Annotated in this window: 23 protein-coding genes and 1 riboswitch; of the genes, 4 read left to right on the forward strand and 19 right to left on the reverse strand. The window is 63.7% G+C overall.

All coding sequences use genetic code 11. The features are described 5' to 3' along the window. Positions 1–44 precede the first annotated feature (44 nt). Entirely contained in the window at positions 45–1,322 is a 1,278-nt protein-coding gene (locus IDM28_RS03855; protein ID WP_101321720.1) for an OmpP1/FadL family transporter, read from the forward strand. 35 nt (positions 1,323–1,357) lie between these two features. Here IDM28_RS03855 and IDM28_RS03860 read toward each other — a convergent pair whose 3' ends face one another. Further along, positions 1,358–2,287 (reverse strand): LysR family transcriptional regulator, encoded by a 930-nt coding sequence (locus tag IDM28_RS03860; protein WP_101321721.1) that lies wholly within the window; start codon positions 2,285–2,287, stop codon positions 1,358–1,360. 122 nt (positions 2,288–2,409) lie between these two features. Between IDM28_RS03860 and IDM28_RS03865 the strand changes: the two genes are divergently transcribed. Beyond that, positions 2,410–2,670, forward strand: coding sequence for a DUF2798 domain-containing protein (locus tag IDM28_RS03865; RefSeq protein ID WP_150570929.1), 261 nt, complete (start codon positions 2,410–2,412; stop codon positions 2,668–2,670). A gap of 2 nt (positions 2,671–2,672) precedes the next feature. On the opposite strand, the gene IDM28_RS03870 is transcribed toward IDM28_RS03865, so the two are convergent. From IDM28_RS03870 to cobO, 15 genes are all read right to left on the reverse strand, one after another. Further along, positions 2,673–3,224 carry a glutathione peroxidase gene (locus tag IDM28_RS03870; RefSeq protein WP_101323091.1) on the reverse strand — a complete coding sequence of 184 codons (552 nt, stop codon included), beginning with the start codon at positions 3,222–3,224 and terminating at the stop codon, positions 2,673–2,675. 45 nt (positions 3,225–3,269) lie between these two features. Then, positions 3,270–3,392 (reverse strand): hypothetical protein, encoded by a 123-nt coding sequence (locus tag IDM28_RS23785; protein ID WP_256585591.1) that lies wholly within the window; start codon positions 3,390–3,392, stop codon positions 3,270–3,272. Then, positions 3,389–4,591, reverse strand: coding sequence for an MFS transporter (locus IDM28_RS03875; RefSeq protein WP_223175848.1), 1,203 nt, complete (start codon positions 4,589–4,591; stop codon positions 3,389–3,391). The genes IDM28_RS23785 and IDM28_RS03875 overlap by 4 nt, the downstream gene beginning before the upstream one ends. Positions 4,592–4,656: 65 nt before the next feature. Continuing rightward, positions 4,657–5,061 (reverse strand): MarR family winged helix-turn-helix transcriptional regulator, encoded by a 405-nt coding sequence (locus tag IDM28_RS03880; RefSeq protein WP_101321724.1) that lies wholly within the window; start codon positions 5,059–5,061, stop codon positions 4,657–4,659. 53 nt (positions 5,062–5,114) lie between these two features. After that, on the reverse strand, positions 5,115–6,314 hold the full coding sequence (locus IDM28_RS03885) for a glycoside hydrolase family 5 protein (protein WP_410524653.1): 1,200 nt from the start codon (positions 6,312–6,314) through the stop codon (positions 5,115–5,117). A gap of 126 nt (positions 6,315–6,440) precedes the next feature. Beyond that, positions 6,441–7,181: an adenosylcobinamide-GDP ribazoletransferase gene (locus tag IDM28_RS03890; RefSeq protein WP_188035395.1), complete on the reverse strand. Its 741-nt coding sequence runs from the start codon at positions 7,179–7,181 to the stop codon at positions 6,441–6,443. Position 7,182: 1 nt separating this feature from the next. Beyond that, the gene (cobC, locus tag IDM28_RS03895; RefSeq protein WP_101321727.1) at positions 7,183–7,749 is read right to left on the reverse strand and encodes an alpha-ribazole phosphatase family protein; all 567 of its coding nucleotides are present in this window, start codon (positions 7,747–7,749) and stop codon (positions 7,183–7,185) included. Continuing rightward, positions 7,746–8,801 carry a nicotinate-nucleotide--dimethylbenzimidazole phosphoribosyltransferase gene (gene cobT / locus IDM28_RS03900; protein WP_188035396.1) on the reverse strand — a complete coding sequence of 352 codons (1,056 nt, stop codon included), beginning with the start codon at positions 8,799–8,801 and terminating at the stop codon, positions 7,746–7,748. Before cobT ends, cobC begins: the two co-directional genes overlap by 4 nt. After that, the gene (gene cobU / locus IDM28_RS03905; protein WP_150572524.1) at positions 8,798–9,319 is read right to left on the reverse strand and encodes a bifunctional adenosylcobinamide kinase/adenosylcobinamide-phosphate guanylyltransferase; all 522 of its coding nucleotides are present in this window, start codon (positions 9,317–9,319) and stop codon (positions 8,798–8,800) included. Before cobU ends, cobT begins: the two co-directional genes overlap by 4 nt. Further along, positions 9,312–10,775, reverse strand: a complete 1,464-nt coding sequence (locus tag IDM28_RS03910) for a cobyric acid synthase (protein ID WP_188035397.1) — start codon at positions 10,773–10,775, stop codon at positions 9,312–9,314. The genes cobU and IDM28_RS03910 overlap by 8 nt, the downstream gene beginning before the upstream one ends. Further along, positions 10,772–11,764, reverse strand: coding sequence for a threonine-phosphate decarboxylase CobD (gene cobD / locus IDM28_RS03915; protein ID WP_188035398.1), 993 nt, complete (start codon positions 11,762–11,764; stop codon positions 10,772–10,774). The genes IDM28_RS03910 and cobD overlap by 4 nt, the downstream gene beginning before the upstream one ends. Beyond that, positions 11,757–12,665 carry an adenosylcobinamide-phosphate synthase CbiB gene (gene cbiB, locus IDM28_RS03920; protein WP_101321732.1) on the reverse strand — a complete coding sequence of 303 codons (909 nt, stop codon included), beginning with the start codon at positions 12,663–12,665 and terminating at the stop codon, positions 11,757–11,759. Before cbiB ends, cobD begins: the two co-directional genes overlap by 8 nt. Then, positions 12,662–13,312, reverse strand: a complete 651-nt coding sequence (bluB, locus tag IDM28_RS03925) for a 5,6-dimethylbenzimidazole synthase (RefSeq protein ID WP_101321733.1) — start codon at positions 13,310–13,312, stop codon at positions 12,662–12,664. Before bluB ends, cbiB begins: the two co-directional genes overlap by 4 nt. Further along, entirely contained in the window at positions 13,309–14,604 is a 1,296-nt protein-coding gene (locus IDM28_RS03930; protein WP_188035399.1) for a cobyrinate a,c-diamide synthase, read from the reverse strand. The genes bluB and IDM28_RS03930 overlap by 4 nt, the downstream gene beginning before the upstream one ends. Continuing rightward, a complete protein-coding gene (cobO, locus tag IDM28_RS03935) occupies positions 14,601–15,212 on the reverse strand; it encodes a cob(I)yrinic acid a,c-diamide adenosyltransferase (RefSeq protein WP_150572521.1) in 612 nt (203 codons plus the stop codon). Before cobO ends, IDM28_RS03930 begins: the two co-directional genes overlap by 4 nt. A gap of 118 nt (positions 15,213–15,330) precedes the next feature. Beyond that, a riboswitch (cobalamin riboswitch) is annotated at positions 15,331–15,484 on the reverse strand. Between the two features lie 150 nt (positions 15,485–15,634). Between cobO and IDM28_RS03940 the strand changes: the two genes are divergently transcribed. Next, positions 15,635–16,213 carry a hypothetical protein gene (locus IDM28_RS03940; RefSeq protein WP_188035400.1) on the forward strand — a complete coding sequence of 193 codons (579 nt, stop codon included), beginning with the start codon at positions 15,635–15,637 and terminating at the stop codon, positions 16,211–16,213. Between the two features lie 81 nt (positions 16,214–16,294). Next, on the forward strand, positions 16,295–17,614 hold the full coding sequence (locus IDM28_RS03945; RefSeq protein WP_188035401.1) for a PQQ-dependent sugar dehydrogenase: 1,320 nt from the start codon (positions 16,295–16,297) through the stop codon (positions 17,612–17,614). Positions 17,615–18,125: 511 nt separating this feature from the next. On the opposite strand, the gene IDM28_RS03950 is transcribed toward IDM28_RS03945, so the two are convergent. The 3 genes from IDM28_RS03950 to hda form a co-directional block, all read right to left on the reverse strand. Beyond that, complete coding sequence (locus IDM28_RS03950; protein WP_181108265.1) at positions 18,126–18,662, reverse strand: C40 family peptidase; 537 nt, start codon at positions 18,660–18,662, stop codon at positions 18,126–18,128. A 134-nt stretch (positions 18,663–18,796) separates the two neighbouring features. Beyond that, complete coding sequence (locus IDM28_RS03955; RefSeq protein ID WP_188035402.1) at positions 18,797–19,432, reverse strand: C40 family peptidase; 636 nt, start codon at positions 19,430–19,432, stop codon at positions 18,797–18,799. 127 nt (positions 19,433–19,559) lie between these two features. Next, positions 19,560–20,264: a DnaA regulatory inactivator Hda gene (hda, locus tag IDM28_RS03960; RefSeq protein ID WP_101321740.1), complete on the reverse strand. Its 705-nt coding sequence runs from the start codon at positions 20,262–20,264 to the stop codon at positions 19,560–19,562. Between the last annotated feature and the right edge of the window lie 37 nt (positions 20,265–20,301).

Here is a 20,301-nt window from a genome sequence, read left to right on the forward strand (position 1 = left end):
GTTGGTAGCTTTTCGCCCCGGAGATCCCAAGGAGTTTCACAATAATGAAAAAATCAATGCTCAAAACCTCCCTCGGCGTTGCTGTTGCCCTCGCTTCCAGCCAATTGCTGGCCAGCGGCTTTGCGCTCAACGAGCAGAGCATCAGCGGTATGGGGACAGGTTTCGCGGGTCGTTCTTCTTCTGCCGAAGACGCCAGCACCGTGTTCGGCAACCCTGCCGGCATGTCGCGGCTCAAGCGCGAACAAGTCACCGTCGGTGGTGCAGCCGTGATTGCCAAGTCCAAGATCAGCGGTCAAGGCAGCTATGGCGGTGAAACCGATGGCGATATGGTGCCGGTCGTCGGCGTACCCATGGGTTACTACGTCAAGCCGATCGATGATCACTGGAGCGTCGGTTTTGGTGTCTATGTGCCGTTTGGTCTGGTTACCGACTACGGTAGCGACGACGCTGCGCGCTACTGGGGCAAGAAAAGCCACGTAGAAGTGGTCACCTTCCAGCCGACTGTCAGCTATGCCTTCAACGACAAGGTATCGATTGGTTTCGGCCCGACCATCAACCGTATCGAGGGTGAGCTGGGTTCCAACCTCAACCAGCGGTTCATCGGTCAGGGCGATGGCGAAGTGAAAATCAAGGGCGACGACGTTGCCATCGGTTACAACGTCGGCGTCATGGTCCAGGCAACTGATCGCACCCGCCTCGGCCTGACCTATCACTCGATGGTCGACTACAAGCTGGAAGGCAAAACCCGCGTCAGCACAGCACTGATCGGCCCGTACAACGGTGACAAATTCGACGCCAAGTTGAATATCAAGACGCCGGAATCGGTGGACTTCTCGGTCACTCACGAACTCGACGACCAGTGGACGCTGTACGCCGGCAGCACCTGGACCCGCTGGAGCCGCCTGAAGGACATCACTGTCGAGAACGACGTTCCGGCAGCGCTGCGCGGTTCGGCGTTCCAGACCATCAGCGAAGAGCAGAACTGGCATGACACCTGGGCGCATGCCATCGGCGCATCGTACAAGGTCAACAAACAATGGACGCTGCGTACTGGCTTCTCGGTCGATCAGTCGCCGACCAACAACGAAAACCGCTCGCCACGAATCCCGACTGGTGACCGCAAGATCTTCAGCCTTGGCGCAGGCTGGAGCCCGAACGAAGACATGACCATCGACGTGGCTTACTCCTACCTGTGGGAAGAAGACACCAAGGTCAACAACCAGCCGGGCACGGCGCAGGAAGGCCTGTTGAAAGGCTCGTACCAGGCCAAGTACGAAAACAGCGCTCATGGCGTAGGTGCATCGCTGACCTATCGCTTCTGAGGTTGAGGTACGGGGGCCGCTCTGCGGCCCCCAATTCACCCTGGCACAGGCCAGACATCACCTAGACACTCCTGCAGATAATCCATGAACGCACGCACCTTGGCGGTCATGGCAGAGCGGTCCGCCACGCATACAAACACATCCATCGGCTCGGTCTGCGCGTAGGCCTGACCTGCATCGCGGTTTTCAAACAACGCCACCAGCGCTCCCGACTGCAAATGCGGCCTGACGATAAACTCGGCCAGGCGAGTGATACCCCCGTCGTTCAAGGCCATTTGCGCCAATGCATCGACGTCATCGCTGACCAGCACCTGGCCAAACTCGGCGTCAAAGCGCAAGCCGTCACGGACGAACCCCCAGCGCAGGTAACGGCCATCCACCGGATACCGGAACACCAGGCAACGGTGCGTGCGTAGCGACTCGGGCGCAGGCGGCATGCCCATCTTGGCCAGATAACCGGGCGATGCGCAGCAGACGAAAGGAATCTGCGCCAGATGGCGGGCGACCAGATTGTCTTCCAGCTGGGCGTTGATACGCAGGCTTACATCGACCCCTTCCTTGGCGTGATCGACGCGTCGATCATTCGTTACCAACTCTATTGAAAGCTGCGGGTATCGCGCGCTGAACGCCGGGATCAGCGGCGCCAGCACATGCCGGCCAAATGCTGACGTCGAGGCAACGCACAGCCGCCCCTGGGGCTCGCTGTCAGGCGTGGTCACCGCCAGTTCGGCCAACGCCAGATCATGCTCGATTTGCCTGACTCGCTCGTAATAAAGGCTGCCCGCCGGCGTCAGGCTCATGCTGCGCGTGGTTCGAGCCAACAGGCGCACCTGCAGGTGCGCTTCAAGCCGGGCCAGATTCTGGCTGACCGCGGCAGGCGACAGGCCCAGCGTGCGGGCGCCAGCGGCAATGCTGCCGGTCTCGACCACCTTGATGAAGCTGCGAATGGTATTGAGCAGATCCACAGGACAGATCCCGATATTCGTAAGATTCTCTTTATAAAGAACTCAACGAATCCGGTCTACAAGGCCAACCGAGCACTTGCTAACCTGCAAGCCTGAATCGGCTAACCAGGGAGAGCTCTCTCATGCAAGAACTGCCTCAAACCCGCTCTAACCGTAAGTTGCGCCCCGCCGCCACGCCTTATGTATTCGCTCTGTATATGTCGGCGATCATGGCGTGCCTGATGTGCTTCGTCATCACCGCTGCCAACTCCGGCATCAATGACGATTACCTGCGCAACGTGTTCAAAGCCTACCAGCTGGCCATGCCGGTAGCCTTCTTATGTGTGTTGATGGTACGGCCAGTGGTAGTGCGCCTGGTTGCACTTACCGTGCACCCGCACTGACATCACGGCTTGGACGCGATGGCCTTGGCGATCGCGGCCTTGAATTCCGGATCGTCCGGTTTGGTCAGGCTGGAGAAGTTACCAATCACCTTGCCCTGGCGATCAACCACGTACTTATAGAAGTTCCACTTTGGCGCGCTGCTTTGCTTGGCCAGCTCGGCGAACAGGGGCGTGGCATCGTTGCCGCGCACGTGCTGCGCCTGGGTCATGGTGAAGGTGACGCCGTAGTTGGCGTAGCAGACCTTGGCGGTTTTCTCGCTGTCTTTGTCTTCCTGCTTGAAGTCGTTGGAGGGCACGCCGAGGATTTCCAGGCCTTGTTCTTTATTGGCCTTGTAGACGGCTTCCAACCCTTCGAACTGCGGAGCGAAACCGCAGTAGCTGGCAGTATTGACCACCACCAGCGGTTTGCCGGCGAAGCGCTGGCACAGGTCGATCTGCTCTTTGCCGCCCAGCTTGGGCAGGCTGCCCTGGAGGAGTTCAGGGCAGTCCGCCGCCCAGCTCGCGGCCAGCGGAGCCAGGCACAGCAACGGTATCGATAGCCAGCGTGCATGCATCATTCTCAGTCACTCCTGCAAGTCCTTGAACCTGCAGGGTAGCCCTTAACAGACGCCCATGCCCAGCTGCATCAATGCCAGACCGCCCTGCTGCCATCCCCACCAGGCCACCGCCAGCAGCAGCAAGCCTGCCCCGGCCAGCAAGCCCTGCAGCACATAGCGCCTCATGCCGGCTGCGCCTGCAGGCGCGCGACAGGTCGTTCGCGCACTGGCCAGTTGAGCCCAGCCGCGACCAGGCTGAGCACAATCGCAATCTGCCAGACCAGGTCATAGTTGCCCGTCTGGTCGTAAACCACCCCGCCCAACCAACCGCCGAGGAACGCCCCGATCTGGTGGAACAGGAAGACGATCCCGCCCAGCATCGACAGATTGCGCACGCCGAACAGGGTTGCCACCGTGCCGTTGGTCAGCGGCACCGTCGACAGCCACAGCAGGCCCATGGCGATACCAAACAGGTAGGCACTGAACTGGGTCACCGGCGCCCACAGGAACAGAACAATGACCACCGCGCGCAGTAGGTACAGCGCGGTCAACAGGCGTGGCTTGGACATCCGCCCACCGAGCCAGCCGGCGGTGTAGGTGCCGACAATATTGAACAAGCCGACCAGCGCCAGCACCGTTGTCCCGGTTACGGCGGGCAGATGTTGGTCAACCAGATACGCCGGCAGGTGCACACCGATGAACACTACCTGGAAACCGCAGACGAAAAAGCCCAGCGCCAGCAGCCAGAAGCCCGAATGCGAACAGGCCTCGCGCAGCGCCTGGCCGAGCGTCTGATCGACGCCCTGGCTGGGCATGGGGCGATCCTTGAGCATGGCCACGAACGGCACGATCAGCGCCACCATCAGGCCCAGCACCAGCAGCGCCGCCGACCAGCCCAGCCACTGAATCAGGCCCTGGGTGCCGGGCAGCATGGCGAACTGGCCGAACGAGCCGGCGGCGCTGGCGATACCCATGGCCATGCTGCGCTTTTCCGCTGGCACCGCGCGGCCGACCACGCCGAGGATGACCGAGAACGAGGTGCCGGAAAGGCCGATACCGATCAGCAGGCCGGCGCTCAGCGACAGCGACCAGAGCGAGTCAGCCATGCTCATGGTCAGCAGGCCAGCGGTATAAAGGATGCCGCCAATGATCACCACCTTCGCCGCGCCGAGGCGGTCCGCCAGGGCGCCGGCGAATGGCTGGGCAAGGCCCCAGATCAGGTTCTGCAGGGCAATGGCAAAGGCAAATACCCCACGCCCCCAGCCAAATTCCGTGCTCATGGGGTTGAGAAACAGGCCAAAGCCATGGCGCACGCCAAGCGACAAGGCCAGGATCAATGCTGCGCCGAGAAGCACCCAGCCGCTGGTTCGCCACACCGATGTCATTATTGTTTTCTCCAGCAAGCCGCAAGGTTAATTACAGGTATATACCCGTTTATAGTCGAACCACGTCAGGCCAAAACGCCCAGCAAGCGCACCAGTTCATCACGTTGTCCGGCGCCGAGCTTGTCCACCAATGTCAGTTGTGCCTGCTCCCAGGCCGGGCCGGCGTCATGCAGGCAGGTCGCGCCCGCCTCGCTCAACAGCACCACCCGATTGCGCTGGTCGGCACCTTCGGCCAACGTCACTAGGCCTTCGGCCTCAAGCACCTTGAGGTTGCGTCCCAGGGTACTCCGGTCCAGGCCCATGACTTGCGCCAAAGTGGTTATGCTCGGGCGGTCCAGCCGCTGCAGCTGACGCAACAGGGAAAACTGGGCAACGTTGATGCCGAAGTCAGCCAAGGCCTCGTCATAGTGTCGGCTAACCCCGCGGGCGGCACGACGTAGGTGGGTGCAGATGCATTCACTGGTCAACATGATTACGTGTATATACCCGCACTCCATTTGTTGCAACAGGTTTCATCTGCGCCCTAAGCACCGGGGGCACCTGCCTGCGGCTGCAAGCGTCGTCGAATCGGCTCGAATGCGGGGGTAGCCTTGCGCGCTATTGGATCTGCCGCGCCCTCATCGATGGCTTGCCAGTAACGCCATGGCACCTTGCCGGTGCCTAGCTCATAGTCCATGCCATCCCAGCTGTCTTCACGGAAGCTGTAGAAGGCCCAGTGCAGCGCGTTGCTGTCGGTAACTGCGAGCACGTCTTCAAGATATTGCTGGCAGCCGGCCAGACGGCGCATGCAACCGAACTCGCCGACCACCAGCCTCGAACGCGGCAGCTGCACGGCATCGGCCCAATCCAGCGACTGCTGCAGGTATGCCGCCACTCGCTGGCCGTCCCAATGCTCTTCGCGCCCGGCGAACGGCACCGTACCCGGATAGGCCAATGGCACCTTGCGGGTCATGTTGGGCGCGCTGGTGGCTGCGTACGGTTCGTACATATGCACGCTGTAGAGCAAGCGCTGATCAGCCAACGGCTCTGGCCAGTAACTGAACGCATCAGCCGCAGCAAACCAGCCGGCATCGAGCATGATCGGGGTAACGCTATCAACTTCTCGGACGGCTGCAATGATCTGCTTGTACAGCGCTGGCAGGTCGCGTGCGCCGCCCTTTTGCGCGGCGTACCACTGGCGCATCTGCTGGCGGTCGGCATGCTCGGCCAGCCCGCCCTGCTTTTCTGGTGCGGGTTCGTTGATCAAGTTGTAACCAGCGACTGCCGGATGGTCCTTGAGCACATCCGCCAGGTCACGCCAGAACGCAGCGGCCTGGTCCCAGTAGCGTTTGTCTTGCCACAGGCGGTCATCGAACCGGCCTTGATTGTTCTGCGACCAGCGCATGCCCGGCAATGAGAGCGGCGCGATGACCACCTTGAGCCCGGCGGCATGGGCGTGGTCGAGCACCTGACGTAACTGACTCACGTCAGCAGCCGTCAGGCCTTGGTAGGCGTCGGCATCGCCGAGCAGGAAGTCGCGTTGCTCCGGGCGCCATTTGTCGTAGGACAACCGCACCCAGGTGGCGCCGTAGCCATGCAAGGCTTCGAAGTAGGCTTGGGTCGGTGGCAGCCGATTGAAACTGTTGCCGCCATGGCGCGGTGTATCCCAGAAACTCATGAGATCGGCCGCAGTAACGTGCGCGCTGGTCAGGAGCAACAGGCTGGCGAGAATCCACTGACGCATGAGCAGTGCCTCCAAGGTAGAGGTTAACGGGCGGCCGAGGATACGCCCGCCCCTGCTCAGCGGCATCTAACGAACGATTGCCGCAAATTGCACGATATTTCCAAACATGTACCGAGCGCATATGACTCAGGCCAGTGGCATCAAGGCCAGGCTCAGCACCACTGTCAGCTCCAGCAATTCCAGTACGGCACCGGCGGTATCGCCGGTGGTACCACCCAGCCGACGGCACATCGCACGGCGCAGGCCGATAAACACCAGCAACGCCAGCAGCCCTGTGCACAGCGCAGTCCAGCCGCCGAGCAAGACGCAACCCAGCACGGTGGCGAGCAGGACTCCGTTGCCGGCGCGACGCGGCAAGTGCTCTGCCAGGGCTTGCCCCAGGCCACCTGCGCGCACATACGGAGTACTCAGGAACAACCCAAGCATCGCCGTCCGTCCAACTACAGGCGCCAGCAGCAGCCAAGCCCCCGCATCGCGCTCGAGCAACACCCACAGCGCGCAGAATTTGAGCAGCAGCACCAGCATCAGGGTGACCACTGCAATTGGCCCGCTGCGCGGGTCTTTCATGATCAGCAGCGTGCGTTCACGATCACCGAAGCCGCCCAGCCAGGCATCGGCGCTGTCGGCCAGTCCATCCAGGTGCAGCGCCCCGCTGAGCAGTACCCACAGTGTCAGCAGCAGGGCCGCCTGCAACGGCGCGGCGGTGCCTTGCAAGAGGTAGCTGGCCAGCCACAGCAGCACGCCAAACAGCAAGCCCACCAGTGGATAGAACAGCAACGAGCGGCCCATCTGACGCGGCTCGGGCATGCCTGCCAAGGTCACGGGCAGGCTGCTGAGAAACTGCAGGGCGATCCACCAGGGCAGCATCTCAGAGCACCTCGTGAAGGATGCCGGCCTGCCACTGCAGGCGCGCCCGCGCACCGTGGCCGACCTCGACCTGCAGCAACTGCTCACGCGGCAAGCCCCGCGCCCGCGCCAGCAGCAGGCGCATCACACCGCCGTGGGTCACCAGCAATACGTGCCGCCCGGCATATTCGAGCGCAAGGCGGTCGATGGCCGTCAGCACCCGTTCAGCGAAGGCGGCCACCGGCTCGCCGCCGGGCGGCGTGTAGGCGTAAGGATCGGCCCAGAACTGGCCGAGCTGATCGGCCTGGTCCTGCATGATCTGCAGCGCTGTGCGCCCTTCCCAATCACCGAAGTGCAGTTCACGGATACCCGCTTCGCGCTGCACCGGCAGCGCCAGTTGCTGCCCCAGCTCGTCGGCAAATAGTGCACAGCGCTGCAATGGCGAGGTGATCAGCGCCTGCCACGGAGCGGTCTGCTCCACTGCCGTGCGCATCTGCGCCCACCCCTTGGCCGTCAGGGCGTCATCCAGGCTGCCACGCAGGCCGCCGCCCAGTTCGGTTTCGCCATGGCGCAGCAGGTCGATGATCATGCCGGGCGATCCGCGACTGCCGCTTCGGCAAAGGTCGCCATTTGCCCGTGCAGCGCGCAGGCCAGCCGCAGCAGCGGCACCGCCAGAGCTGCGCCACTGCCCTCGCCCAGACGCAGGCCGAGGGCCAGCAACGGCTCGGCCTGCAGCGCCTCGAGCAGCACCTGATGGCCCGGCTCGGCGCCCTGATGGGCAAACAACAGCCAAGGCCGGCACTGCGGATTGAGGCGCACGGCGACCAGCGCCGCGACGCTGCAGATAAAGCCGTCGACCAGAACTGCAACACCCTGCTGGGCACAGCCCAGATAAGCCCCCACCAGCGCGGCAATTTCAAAGCCGCCGACACAGGCCAGCGCCCGCAGCGGGTCATCTGCCTGCAGGCCATGCAGCTTCAGCGCGCGCTCGATCACGGCGGCCTTGTGTTGCACACCGACACTGTCCAGGCCAGTGCCCGGGCCACTCAGTTCACGCGCTGGGCAAGCCAGCAGCACGCTGGCCAGGGCCGCCGCAGCGGTGGTGTTGCCGATGCCCATCTCACCGCCAATAAACAGTTGAGTACCCTGCTCGGCAGCACGCTGGGCGCTGTCGCGGCCGGCCTGCAGGGCAGCCTGCAATTGCGCGTCGGTCATCGCTGGCTGCTGAGCGAAGTTGGCGGTACCGGTCCCCAGTTGCAGGTGGCGTACACCTGGCAGTTGCAGGCTCGGCTCAATGGTACCGAGGTCGACCACCTCAAGGCTCGCACCCAATTGCCGCGCCAGCACGCTGATCGCCGCACCACCGCCGACAAAGTTACGCAGCATCTGCCCGGTCACGGCCTGCGGGTAGGCCGAGATGCCCTCCGCGACCACGCCATGGTCACCGGCAAAAATGCTGATGGCGACCTGCTCCAGGCTTGGTCGCTCGCGGCCCTGCAGGCCGGCCAGGGTCAGCGTAAGGGTTTCCAGCTGACCGAGTGAGCCGGCCGGTTTGGTCAATTGCTGCTGACGCGCACGGGCCTGTTCGATGGCGGCGTGATCAACAGCTTGGCAGGCATCACGCCACCAGAAAGGGTTCATAGAGCAGGTCCTTTAAGCATGAGAGGGAGGCCGGCGACCGTCAGCACCACGCGCTGGCAGCGCTCGGCCACCGCCTGGTGCAACAGGCCGGCCAGGTCGACGTAGCGGCGGGTCAGTTCGCCCATGGGCACCACGCCCAGGCCGCTTTCGTTGCTGACCAGAATCAGCGTGCCCGGCAATCCCGGCAGGCACTCGAGCAGCGCATCGCGTTCAGCAGCGAGGCGCTCGGGGTCGTCGAGCATGAGCAGGTTGGTCAGCCACAGGGTCAGGCAGTCGACCAGCAGGCAGCGGCCTTCAGCGGCTTCGGCGCGCAGCACAGCGGCGAGCTGCACGGGCTCTTCGATCAGGCCCCAATGTGCCGGACGGCGCTGGCGATGCAACTGCACGCGCTCGTTCATTTCGCCATCGAGAGGCTGGCTGGTGGCGATGTAAGTCACCGGCAGTCCGCAGCTGTCTGCCAGTTGCTCGGCCAGGCGGCTCTTGCCCGAGCGGGCACCACCCAGAATCAGACTATGCATGGCCGGCGACTCCACACAGTTGGCGCAATTGTTCAGTGTCCAGGTGCTTTTCGATCAGGTCAGCCAGGCGCTCGATATCGCGCTCGCGCAGTGCTTCATAGTCGATGCTCTGCACGGCTTCCAGGCCCGCCCAGCGCAGCAGCGCCGCGCAGGACTGGCTGCCTTCGAACAGGCCGTGCAGATAGGTCGCGAGGATCTGCCCGTCAGCGCTGATCGCGCCGTCGCAGCGGCCGTCGGCCAAGACCACCGCAGGCCGCTCCAGCGCCGCGCCCTGGGTGACGCCAGCGTGGATCTCGTAGCCGGCCACCGGTGACTGCTCCAGCAGCAGGCTGCCGGCAACATTGCGCAGTTGTTTGTCGGCTGCAAGTTCGGTGACGTAGTCGAGCAGGCCCAGACCCGGGCTGGTGCCTGCGGGGCCCTCCAGCCCGAGCGGATCGCGCACTTCATGGCCGAGCATCTGCAAACCGCCACAAATGCCGATCAGCTTGCCGCCGTAGCGCAGGTGACGCTCGATGGCCGTGGCCCAGCCACGCTCGCGCAATTGCGCGAGGTCGGCGCGCACGCTCTTGGAGCCGGGCAGGATGATCAGGTCGGCCGGCGGGATCGGCTGGCCGGGCCCGATGAACTGCAGATCGACCTGCGGATGCAGGCGCAGCGGGTCGAAATCGGTGTGGTTGCTGATCCGCGGCAGCACCGGCACGATCACCTTGAGCACCCGCTCGGCCTTGGCCGGCTGGCGCGCATCGATGGCGTCCTCGGCCTCCAGGTGCAGATCGGTAACGTACGGCAGCACGCCCAGCACCGGTTTGCCGGTGCGCTGCTCGAGCCAGTCGAGGCCCGGCTGGAGCAAAGCGATGTCGCCACGAAAACGATTGATGACAAAACCTTTGACCCGCGCCTGCTCGCTGGCCGAGAGCAGCTCGAGGGTGCCGACCAGATGGGCGAACACGCCACCACGATTGATATCAGCCACCAGAATCACCGGGCAGTCGACCGCCTCGGCAAAGCCCATGTTGGCAATGTCGCCAGCACGCAGGTTGATCTCGGCCGGCGAGCCGGCACCTTCGACCATCACCACCGGATATGCCGCTTGCAGGCGTTGGTGCGAGGCCAGCACGGCCTGCATGGCGATGGCCTTATAGTCGTGATAGGCGACCGCATTCATGCTGGTCACGGCGCGGCCATGGATGATCACCTGGGCACCGGTGTCACTGTTGGGCTTGAGCAGCACCGGGTTCATGTCGGTGTGCGGTGCCAGCCGGCATGCTTGCGCCTGCACAGCCTGGGCGCGACCGATTTCGCCGCCGTCGGCGGTGACGGCACTGTTGAGCGCCATGTTCTGCGGTTTGAACGGCACCACGGCAACTCCCTGGCGCAGCAGCCAACGGCACAAGGCAGTCACCAGGGTGCTCTTGCCGGCGTCGGAGGTGGTGCCTTGCACCATGAGCGTAGTCATGCCGATTCCTTTTCATAGTCAGCCAGCGCCTGGGCCAGGCGCTGCTCTTCTGCCGCGCAGGCGGGCAGGCCGAAGCGCAGCGCTGCGGGGTGCTCGAACAGGCGCACGAGGATGCCGCGGCGGGCGAGAAATGCATGCAGATGACGGGCTTGTTCAAAACGCAGGTACTGGAACAGCTCGCAGCCGCCGGTCGGCGCCAGGCCTGCGTCGTCCAGCAAAGCCGCCAGGCGCTGGCTGGCCTGCGCGCAGCGGACGGTCTGGGCCAATTGCGCAGCGCTGTCGTTGAGGCAGGCCTGACCCAGCACGCGGGTCGGCCCCGGCACGGTCCACGGCCCGAGCAGTTCGGCCAGGCGGGCCAACAGGCTTGGTTCGGCCATGGCAAACCCCAGCCGCACACCGGCCAGGCCAAAGAATTTGCCGAACGAACGCAGCACGATCAGCCCCGCTCGCTCGGCGCAGTCGACCACGCTTTGGGCTGGGCTGGTATCGATGAACGCCTCATCGATCACCAGCCAAGCACCACGCCGAGCCAGCCGTGCATGCCAGGCAAGCAACTGCTCGCGCGTGAACAGCCGGCCGCTGGGGTTGTTGGGGTTGACCACAACAAGCACGTCGAGGCTATCCAGCACCTGCTCGACATCATCCTCGGCCAGCTCGATCAGTTGATGCCCGGCACGCTGCCAGGCGTAGGGATGTTCGGCATAGCACGGCGTCAGCACCCCTACCCGGCCCGCCGCGCGCAGGTGTGGCAAGGCTTGAATGGCGGCCTGCGAGCCTGCCACGGGCAGCAGCTGCGTGGCGCCGTAGTAGTGACGCGCAGCTTGCTCCAGACCATCATCGCTCTCCGGCAAGCGCGCCCAGGCAGCCTGCGCAATCGCCGGGATTGCAAAGGGCCATGGGGCAATACCGCTGGACAGGTCCAGCCACTGCTCGCGGGCAATCCCGTACTCACGCACTGCGCGTTGCAGGCGGCCGCCATGTTCAAGCATTCAGATACGCTCCCAGACAGATCAGCAGCAGCCACAACCAGACGCCGCGTTGCACCAGGCTCCAGCCGCGCTCGATGGCGTCGGCATCGGCCGGTGGCCCCTCGCCCAACTGCGGCCGCTCGTGCAGCTCGCCGTGATAAACCGCAGGCCCACCCAGCTCGACGCCGAGCGCACCGGCACCGCTGGCCATCACCGGGCCTGCGTTGGGGCTGTCCCACAGTGGCGCCTGACGCCGCCAGCAGGTCAGCGCCAGGCGGGTCTTGCCGAGCAGCGCGTAAGTCAGGGCGACCAGCCTTGCAGGAATGTAGTTGAGGACGTCGTCGATACGCGCCGCCGCCCAGCCGAAGCGCTCGAAGCGTTCGTTGCGATAGCCCCACATGGCATCGAGCGTATTGCTCAGCCGGTACAGCACCACCCCGGGCGCACCGGCGATGATGAACCAGAACAAAGCAGCAAACACTGCATCGCTGCCGTTCTCCAGGACTGATTCGCTGGCAGCGCGGGCGACGGCAGTTTCGTCCAGTTCAGCGGTCTCGCGGCTGACCAGGTAGCCGACCCGACGCCGGGCTTCGGCCAGATCACCGCGGCGCAGTGCGTCAGCCACCGGCATTACGTGCTCACCGAGGCTACGCAGCCCCAACGCACAGTACAGCGCCAGCACATCGACCAGCCAGCCGATCAGCGGCAGCCAGGACAGCAACAGTGCCAGCAAGGTCAACGGCACCACGGCCAGAAACCAGGCGCTGACGCCATGGCTGCGCCAGCCGCGACCACCCGCATTCAGGCGCTGCTCCAGGCGTGCGGCAAAATTGCCGAAAGCAACCAGCGGGTGGCGCCGTTTCGGCTCACCCAGCAGCGCGTCGAGGGCAACACCGGCGACGGTCAGCAAGGCCACGCTCATGCGCGTTCTCCCCATTGGTTTTCGTAGAGCATGGCGCTCAGTGGCTGTTGTTCGGCCCAGTTTTCCAGGGCCAGCATCGGTGCTGGGTAAAACGCCTCGACCGGGCCCAGGCAGAGCACCGCCACCGGCTTGGCATCGGCTGGCATGGCCAGCAGCTCGGCCAGTGCCTGCGGGTCGAACAACGATACCCAGCCCATGCCCAGGCCTTCGGCGCGCGCGGCCAGCCAGAGGTTCTGGATTGCGCAGGCGAGCGAGGCCAGGTCCATTTCCGGCAAGGTGCGGCGGCCGAAAATGTGCGCTTCGCGCTTGTCCATCAGCGCTGCCACCCAGAGCTCGGCGCAGTCGTTGATGCCTTCGACCTTGAGCTGCATGAATTCGTCGGAGCGTTCGCCAAGGGCTTCGGCGGTGCGCACCCGCTCCTGCTCGACCAGTGTCTGGATGCGTCCGCGCAAGTCGCGCTGGCTGATGCGGATAAACCGCCACGGTTGCATCAGGCCAACACTGGGGGCCTGATGCGCGGCCGTCAGCAGGCGTGTAAGCACCTGCGGCGCTACTTCGCCACCGGCAAAGTGGCGCATGTCGCGGCGCTCGCCGATCGCTCGGTACACCGCAGCGCGTTCGGCATCGGAGAAGGCATGCTCGCTCATGGTCGCAACAGCGCCGCCGCCGCGTGGGGGTCAGAGGGGAAATAGAAGTGCACGTATGAGGCCGTCAGCCGGCCCAGGCGGTACACCGCCTCGTTGCCGCGGCCGCCGTTGGGGCTGAGGCCACGGGCGATTGGCTCCAGCTCGCTGGTGGTCAACGAGTGGTGATAGGTGTGCCCGCGCAGAGTGCCTTCGGGCAGTTCCACCGCTTGCAGGGCCAGTGCTGCCAGGCGCTTCTGCATCACCGCCTCGCCAGTCAACAAACCAACCAGCGCGGCGCGCTCACCGGTAACATCGGTCAGGTTTTCAAGCAGGTAGAGCATGCCGCCGCACTCGGCCAAAAGCGGCTTGCCTGCACCGTGATGAGCGCGAATCGCGTCCAGCATCGGCGTATTGGCCGCCAGCGCATGATGGTGCAATTCGGGGTAGCCGCCTGGCAGATAGAGGCTGTCGACCTGCGGCAGCTCGCTGTCGTGCAGCGGCGAGAAAAATTCCAGCTGCGCGCCCATTGCCCGCAGCAGGTCGAGGTTGGCGCCATAGATGAAGGCAAACGCTTCGTCCTGCGCTACGCCAATGCGCACCCCGGCCAGCGAGGGCAACGGTGCTGGCAAAGCGGGGCCATCGAAGCTCACTGCTGGCGGCAGCGCGGCATCGCAGCTGCCAGCCAGGGCCTCGGCGGCGGCGTCGAGGCGCTGGTCAAGGTCGTTCAGTTCGCTGGCTTGCACCAGGCCCAGGTGGCGACTGGGCAGCTCGATGCCGCGCTCGCGCGACAGCCCGCCGTACCAGCGCAGGCCTTCGGTCAGGCTGCCTTCAAGTAGTTGCGCGTGGCGCAGACTGCCAACCCGGTTGGCCAGCACCCCGGCGAACGGCAGATCGGCCTGGTAGCGTGCCAGGCCCAGGGCCAGCGCACCAAAGGTCTGGGCCATGGCGGTACCGTCGATCACCGCCAGCACCGGCACGCCGAAATGGCGCGCCAGATCAGCGCTGGACGGAGTGCCATCGAACAAGCCCATGACCCCTTCGATGAGGATCAGGTCGGCCTCGGCGGCAGCTTCCCAGAGCAGTCGCCGGCTCTCTTGCGCGCCGATCATCCACAGATCGAGCTGGTACACCGGCGCGCCGCTGGCCCGCTCCAGAATCATTGGGTCGAGAAAGTCCGGACCGCACTTGAACACCCGCACCTTGCGCCCGAGGTTGCGGTGCAGGCGCGCCAGGGCTGCGGTCACGGTGGTCTTGCCCTGCCCGGAAGCGGGCGCTGCGATCAGCACCGCCGGGCACTGGCGCGGGTCACTCATAGTTCCACGCCCTTCTGCGCGCGGATACCGGCCTGGAAGGCGTGCTTGAGCATGCCCATCTCGGTGACGGTGTCAGCCAGTTCGACCATTTCCGGTTTGGCGCCGCGGCCGGTGACGATCACGTGCTGCATAGGCGGACGAGCCTGAATGTCAGTGAGCACCTGGTCCAGGTCGAGATAACCATGCTTGAGGGCGATGTTCAGCTCATCCAGCACAACGAAATGAATCGACGGGTCCTGCAGCATTTGCCGCGATACCGCCCAAGCGGCTTCTGCCGCGGCGATGTCGCGCTGGCGGTCCTGGGTTTCCCAGGTAAAGCCCTCGCCCATCACGTGGTAGCGCACCTGCTCGGGGAAACGGCGGAAGAACAGCTCCTCGCCGGTGCTGTTGCGACCCTTGATGAACTGCACCACACCGCACTGCATGTCATGGCCCAGCGCGCGGGCGAGCATGCCGAAAGCCGAGCTGCTTTTGCCCTTGCCATTACCGGTCAGCACCAGCAGCAGGCCGCATTGATTGGGAGAGTTGGCGATGCGCTCGTCGATGATCGCCTTTTTGCGCTGCATGCGCGCCAGGTGGCGTTCGTCGCGTTCGGGGTTGTCGCTCATAAGGTTCTCCGCAAGTGCCTGCGCGCGCACCGGGCGGCGACAGATCGAAAGGCAGGCAAACGGAGAACGCGCAGGCGCCGTGGCGCAAACCACAGTGAACTGTGCATCACCCTCCGTGATGCCGTTGGCAGTAACAGGCCGGTCTCCGGGCTCGTGAGCGCTGCGTACGCGGCTCACCTACCGTTGCGGGGGCAGCGCCGGACTGGTACCGGCTTCCCAGTTTCACCCCGCCAGACCGCAGTCCGCAGGGCACCTGAAACACGCCGCGAAGGTTAGAGGGTTGCACCGGGAGCGTCAATGAAACAAGGCCGGTTTGGCCTGGATCAATGGCCGATTCGACAGTACAGCGCAGACTGCTAGCATTGATATCATATCGCCATCACTGTAGCTGACCGCGATAATCACAATAAGGAGTGCGCAGCATGCAAGGTCTGATCATCAACAACCCGCGCCTGGAGTTTTTGCGTCCTGCCTTGGAGCGCTGGGTCGACTGCATCGATCGCTTCGCCGAACTCAACCATGCCAGCGACGCGCCTTACTGGCATGGCGCAGCGGCCAACGTCGGCCTGCTGGCTGCGGCTGCCTGGCAAGCCGAGCTGGTCGCCCTGACCCAGTTTGCCAGCAGCAAGCAACGCGAAGAAAGCGAGCGCGAAGGCCGTTGTGACCTGGCCATCAGCACCGCCGAGGAGTCGATCCATCTGCACGCCAGCCAGCGCTGGCCGCGCATCGCCCGGCTCGACCTGACCGCCGCCCTGCAAGAAACCACCAGCGCCGCCAAGCCGATTGCCTATGCCAGCCAGCTCAAAGCCGGGGCGCTGTTCGTCAGCCCGTGGAAAGCCGGCCAGCACGCCAGCCCAGAAGAACTCCAGGACCTGGTCGATGACCTGCAAAAGCACACCACCTGCGCCGTGGCCTGGTACTTCCCGTACGCCTATCGCAAGCTGCACAACGAGCTCGGCCAGTATTTCCCTGGTGTTGCATTGCTGTTCAAGCAAGCGTGAAGCAGCCCTGAGCCGCGCCGGGTTGAACCTCGCCCGGCGCCTATGGTTCTGTATGCCATAGCCCTTGTCGAGAGCCCGCCCATGGACAGAATGCGCAGTGCCGTTGTGCTCGCCTTGCTCGCAGGCCTCGGCGGCTGCGGCGAGACCGCCAGCCTCAGAGTCGACGATGGCATCGGCCCCACACCGCAGTTACCGGCGCCAAACAAAACCCTGTTGCCAACCGTCAACGTCGCGCCAGCGGTCGGCTGGCGGCAGGGTGGCAAACCAGTTGCAGCGGCCGGCACTCAGGTTGCGCTATTTGCCGACCATCTCGACCATCCGCGCTGGCTGTATGTGCTGCCCAATGGCGACGTGCTGGTCGCCGAAACCAACGCACCGGCCAAGCCGGACGACGGCAAAGGCCTACGCGGCTGGTTCATGAAACGAGCCATGTCCAAGGCCGGTGCCGGCGTCCCCACCGCCAACCGCATCACCCTGCTGCGCGACCGCGACCATGACGGCGTCGCCGAAATCCGCAGCCGCTTTATCGAAGGGCTCAACTCGCCCTTCGGCATGGTGCTGGTAGGCAAGGACCTGTACATCGCCGACACCGACAAGCTGCTGCGCTTCGATTACGTGACCGATGCGTTGCAGATCGACGGCCGCGGGCAGAAGGTCACCGACCTGCCGGGTGGCACCCTCAATCACCACTGGACCAAGAACGTGATCGCCAGCCCCGACGGGCGCAAGCTGTACGTCACGGTAGGCTCCAACAGCAACGTGGCAGAGAACGGCATGCAGCAAGAGCAAGGCCGCGCGGCGATATGGGAAGTGGACCGCGCAACCGGCAGCCACCGCATCTTCGCCTCCGGGCTGCGCAACCCGAATGGATTGGCCTGGCAGCCGCAATCGGGGGCGCTATGGACGGCGGTCAATGAGCGCGACGAGATCGGTAGCGACCTGGTCCCGGACTACATCACCTCGGTCAAGGATGGCGGTTTCTACGGCTGGCCGTACAGCTACTACGGGCAGCACGTGGACGTGCGGGTGCAACCACAAGACCCAGCCAAAGTCGCCCAGGCGCTGGTACCGGATTACGCCGTGGGGCCACATACCGCTTCGCTTGGCCTGGCGTTTATCGAGCCAGGTTTGTTGCCCGCACCGTTTGGCCGTGGCGCGCTGATTGGTCAACACGGCTCGTGGAACCGCAAGCCACACAGTGGTTACAAAGTGATCTTTGTGCCGTTCGATGCGGACGGCAAGCCAGCAGGCCAGGCGCTGGACCTACTGAGCGGTTTCTTGAGTGAACAAGGTGAGGCAATGGGCCGACCGGTTGGCGTGGTCAGCGATCAGCGGGAGGGCGTGCTGGTAGCGGATGATGTGGGCAATGTGATTTGGCGTGTGAGCGCAGCAAAGCAATGAGAGCGCTGAGCAGCCCCGGCTTTTGACTTTCGCTCTTGATCTGCGCCAGCGAAGCGAGGCGTGCTCTTGATTTGCGCCAGCGAAGCGAGGCGTGCTCTTGATCTGCGCCAGCGAAGCGAGGCGTGCTCTTGATCTGCTTTTGATCTTGATCCACCGGCGACTCAGGAGGCCGAGCGCAGGTCTTGCGAAGGGAGGTGCCGGCCATGGATGGCCGGCAAGCGCTGCGGGCCAGGATGGCCCGTACAGCGCGGTCCTCCCGGGAGCAAGACCGGAGCGAGGGAACCCCGCAGCGCAGCGAAAGGGCCGGATGTGGAGCCAAGCATTTTTTTGGTTACTTTTTTGGGGCGTTTGCCAAAAAAGTGACTCGCCGTAAGGGCGAAAGGGGCCCGCAAGGCCACCACAGAGAATGGATAAGCACGCAGCACCAGTGAACGACCAGAGATCACCGGGGCCGCTACGCAGCCCTTCGCGGCTAACGGCCGCTCCCACAGAGACCGCGTAGGTCGCTAATTCAGGGATTCTGCGCCAAATGCCCAGCCGGCAACACTCGCTTGGCCTGCAAATACGCCTTGGCCCAATAGCTATTACTCAGGTAATCCAACCGCACAGTCCCGCCAGTCCGCGGCGCATGCACAAAGCGCCCTTCCCCGACATAGATCCCGGCATGGCTAACCTGCGAGCCGCCCCCGGTAGCAAAGAACACCAAATCCCCCGACTGCAGCGAATTGACATCAATGCTAGGCGCCCGCATCACAATCATCTCGCGAGTCGACCGCGGCAAGCTGATACCAGCAGCATCCCGGTACACATAGCCAATCAGCCCACTGCAATCAAACCCCGAATCCGGCGTATTGCCGCCCCAGCGATAAGGCGTGCCAACCAACCCGATAGCCCGGAACAACACATCCGCCGCAACCGGCGAAGAGCTGGGTTGTTGATTGAAGGTGATTTGTGGCTGAACCACAGGTGCCGGTGCCGGAGCACGGCTGGAGCAGGCAGCGAGCATCGCCACCAGCGAAAGAAATGCGAAGCGCGCCACTGTCACCATGGCTGAAACTTCCTGTAAGAGGCCGATCGACCGCAGTCGAAAAGAGTTGAGAAATTAGATTAGACGCTTTCTGTAAATGCGCACGGCGGCGAGCTTTTTAAGCATCGCCGCCGTGCGAATATAGCAACTGGCTATCAGTTACGCGAGATCATCGTTGGCGCCATGGCCAGGGCGCGCTTGGCCTCGATAAAGGTCTTGCTCCAGTAACGATCCTGGAGATTATCGATACGCACACCACCGCTGCGACGGCTGCTCGAGTGGATGAACTGATTGTCACCCAGGTAGATGCCGGCATGGCTTACGCGACCGCGGCCGTTAGTGCTGAAGAACAGCAGGTCGCCTGGCTTGAGCTTGTTGCGGGCTACTTTCGGTGCATCGACGTTGATCATCTCGCGGGTCGAGCGTGGCAGGTTCATGCCAGCCTCTTCGCGGAACAGATAACCGATGAAACCGCTGCAATCGAAACCGGACTTCTCCGAAGTGCCGCCAAAGCGATAGCGGGTGCCGATCAAGGCCATGCCGCGCTCCAGGATGCTGTCGGCAAGGACTGGCAACTGGTAAGGCTTGCTGCTGGAGAACGCCTCGAGATCTTCGTCGGTAGCCATTGGCTCTTCGCCGAAGACCGAAGAAGCGGAAGGTTTGATCAGGTCCGCAGAATGTGCGGCAACCTGTGGGTGATCCTGGTGCTGGGAAACCGGGCTATGCGCCGCGCAGCCAAAAAGCAGGGTCACAAGTGCGAGTGGCACGAGGGGTGCGAAGTGCTTGAGCATGTGCACGACCGTGTCTTTAGTTCTAAAGGAGGCTGCGACTATGCCTTCTATCAGGGTCATTTGCAAATTTTATCGAAAAAAATGTGACTTTTCCGTTTTTACGCTGTAGCCCGCTGGTTTCAGGGCTTTACCAGCCCAGCGTTTCTTTCAGAAAAGGGATGGTCAGCTTGCGCTGAGCCTGCAGCGAGGCCTGATCAAGCCGCTCGAGCAGATCGAACAACGCACTCATGCTGCGCGCGCCGCGGGTGAGGATGAAATGGCCGACCTCGTCGGTCAGGTGCAAACCGCGGCGCGAGGCACGCAGTTGCAGGGCGCGCAGCTTGTCTTCATCGGACAGCCCGCGCATCTGGAAGATCAGCGCCAGGGTCAGGCGCGACTTGAGGTCGGCAAGCTTGATCGGCAATTCGCGCGGCGAACTGGATGCGGCCAGCAGCAAGCGTCGGCCGCTGTCGCGCAGGCGGTTGAACAGATGGAACATGGCCTCTTCCCAGTCGGCTTTACCAGCGATCACATGCAGATCGTCGATGCACACCAGCTCGTACTGTTCGAGGTGATCGAGCAGCTCGATACCGCGATCGAGCAACTGCGCCAGGGGCAGGTAGACCGCCAGCTCTCCGCGCTGCTGGAAACGCTGGGTGGCAGCCTGCAACAGGTGGGTGCGACCCACACCCTGCTTGCCCCATAGGTAGATGAGGCTCTCGGTCCAGCCGGCGTCGGCTTCGCACAAGCGCTCGACATAGCCCAGTGCTGCGGCATTGGCGCCCGGATAGTAGTTGATGAAGGTGGCGTCATCTCGCAGACGCACACCCAGGGGCAACTGGATCGGTTTCATGCTGGGCTGACGGTCACGAGGACCACGGGGCCTTGGA

The organism is Pseudomonas sp. EZ-C24 (genome assembly GCF_014525325.1).
In the GTDB taxonomy this organism is placed as follows: Bacteria; Pseudomonadota; Gammaproteobacteria; order Pseudomonadales; family Pseudomonadaceae; genus Aquipseudomonas; species Aquipseudomonas shirazensis.

Bases quoted from the DNA above. Each gene is read 5' to 3' on its own strand.
- IDM28_RS03855 (WP_101321720.1), top strand. From the start codon at position 45: ATGAAAAAATCAATGCTCAAAACCTCCCTCGGCGTTGCTGTTGCCCTC.
- IDM28_RS03865 (WP_150570929.1), top strand. From the start codon at position 2,410: ATGCAAGAACTGCCTCAAACCCGCTCTAACCGTAAGTTGCGCCCCGCC.
- IDM28_RS03870 (WP_101323091.1), bottom strand. From the start codon at position 3,224: ATGCATGCACGCTGGCTATCGATACCGTTGCTGTGCCTGGCTCCGCTG.
- IDM28_RS23785 (WP_256585591.1), bottom strand. From the start codon at position 3,392: ATGAGGCGCTATGTGCTGCAGGGCTTGCTGGCCGGGGCAGGCTTGCTG.
- IDM28_RS03875 (WP_223175848.1), bottom strand. From the start codon at position 4,591: ATGACATCGGTGTGGCGAACCAGCGGCTGGGTGCTTCTCGGCGCAGCA.
- IDM28_RS03880 (WP_101321724.1), bottom strand. From the start codon at position 5,061: ATGTTGACCAGTGAATGCATCTGCACCCACCTACGTCGTGCCGCCCGC.
- IDM28_RS03885 (WP_410524653.1), bottom strand. From the start codon at position 6,314: ATGCGTCAGTGGATTCTCGCCAGCCTGTTGCTCCTGACCAGCGCGCAC.
- IDM28_RS03890 (WP_188035395.1), bottom strand. From the start codon at position 7,181: ATGCTGCCCTGGTGGATCGCCCTGCAGTTTCTCAGCAGCCTGCCCGTG.
- cobC (WP_101321727.1), bottom strand. From the start codon at position 7,749: ATGATCATCGACCTGCTGCGCCATGGCGAAACCGAACTGGGCGGCGGC.
- cobT (WP_188035396.1), bottom strand. From the start codon at position 8,801: ATGAACCCTTTCTGGTGGCGTGATGCCTGCCAAGCTGTTGATCACGCC.
- cobU (WP_150572524.1), bottom strand. From the start codon at position 9,319: ATGCATAGTCTGATTCTGGGTGGTGCCCGCTCGGGCAAGAGCCGCCTG.
- IDM28_RS03910 (WP_188035397.1), bottom strand. From the start codon at position 10,775: ATGACTACGCTCATGGTGCAAGGCACCACCTCCGACGCCGGCAAGAGC.
- cobD (WP_188035398.1), bottom strand. From the start codon at position 11,764: ATGCTTGAACATGGCGGCCGCCTGCAACGCGCAGTGCGTGAGTACGGG.
- cbiB (WP_101321732.1), bottom strand. From the start codon at position 12,665: ATGAGCGTGGCCTTGCTGACCGTCGCCGGTGTTGCCCTCGACGCGCTG.
- bluB (WP_101321733.1), bottom strand. From the start codon at position 13,312: ATGAGCGAGCATGCCTTCTCCGATGCCGAACGCGCTGCGGTGTACCGA.
- IDM28_RS03930 (WP_188035399.1), bottom strand. From the start codon at position 14,604: ATGAGTGACCCGCGCCAGTGCCCGGCGGTGCTGATCGCAGCGCCCGCT.
- cobO (WP_150572521.1), bottom strand. From the start codon at position 15,212: ATGAGCGACAACCCCGAACGCGACGAACGCCACCTGGCGCGCATGCAG.
- IDM28_RS03940 (WP_188035400.1), top strand. From the start codon at position 15,635: ATGCAAGGTCTGATCATCAACAACCCGCGCCTGGAGTTTTTGCGTCCT.
- IDM28_RS03945 (WP_188035401.1), top strand. From the start codon at position 16,295: ATGGACAGAATGCGCAGTGCCGTTGTGCTCGCCTTGCTCGCAGGCCTC.
- IDM28_RS03950 (WP_181108265.1), bottom strand. From the start codon at position 18,662: ATGGTGACAGTGGCGCGCTTCGCATTTCTTTCGCTGGTGGCGATGCTC.
- IDM28_RS03955 (WP_188035402.1), bottom strand. From the start codon at position 19,432: ATGCTCAAGCACTTCGCACCCCTCGTGCCACTCGCACTTGTGACCCTG.
- hda (WP_101321740.1), bottom strand. From the start codon at position 20,264: ATGAAACCGATCCAGTTGCCCCTGGGTGTGCGTCTGCGAGATGACGCC.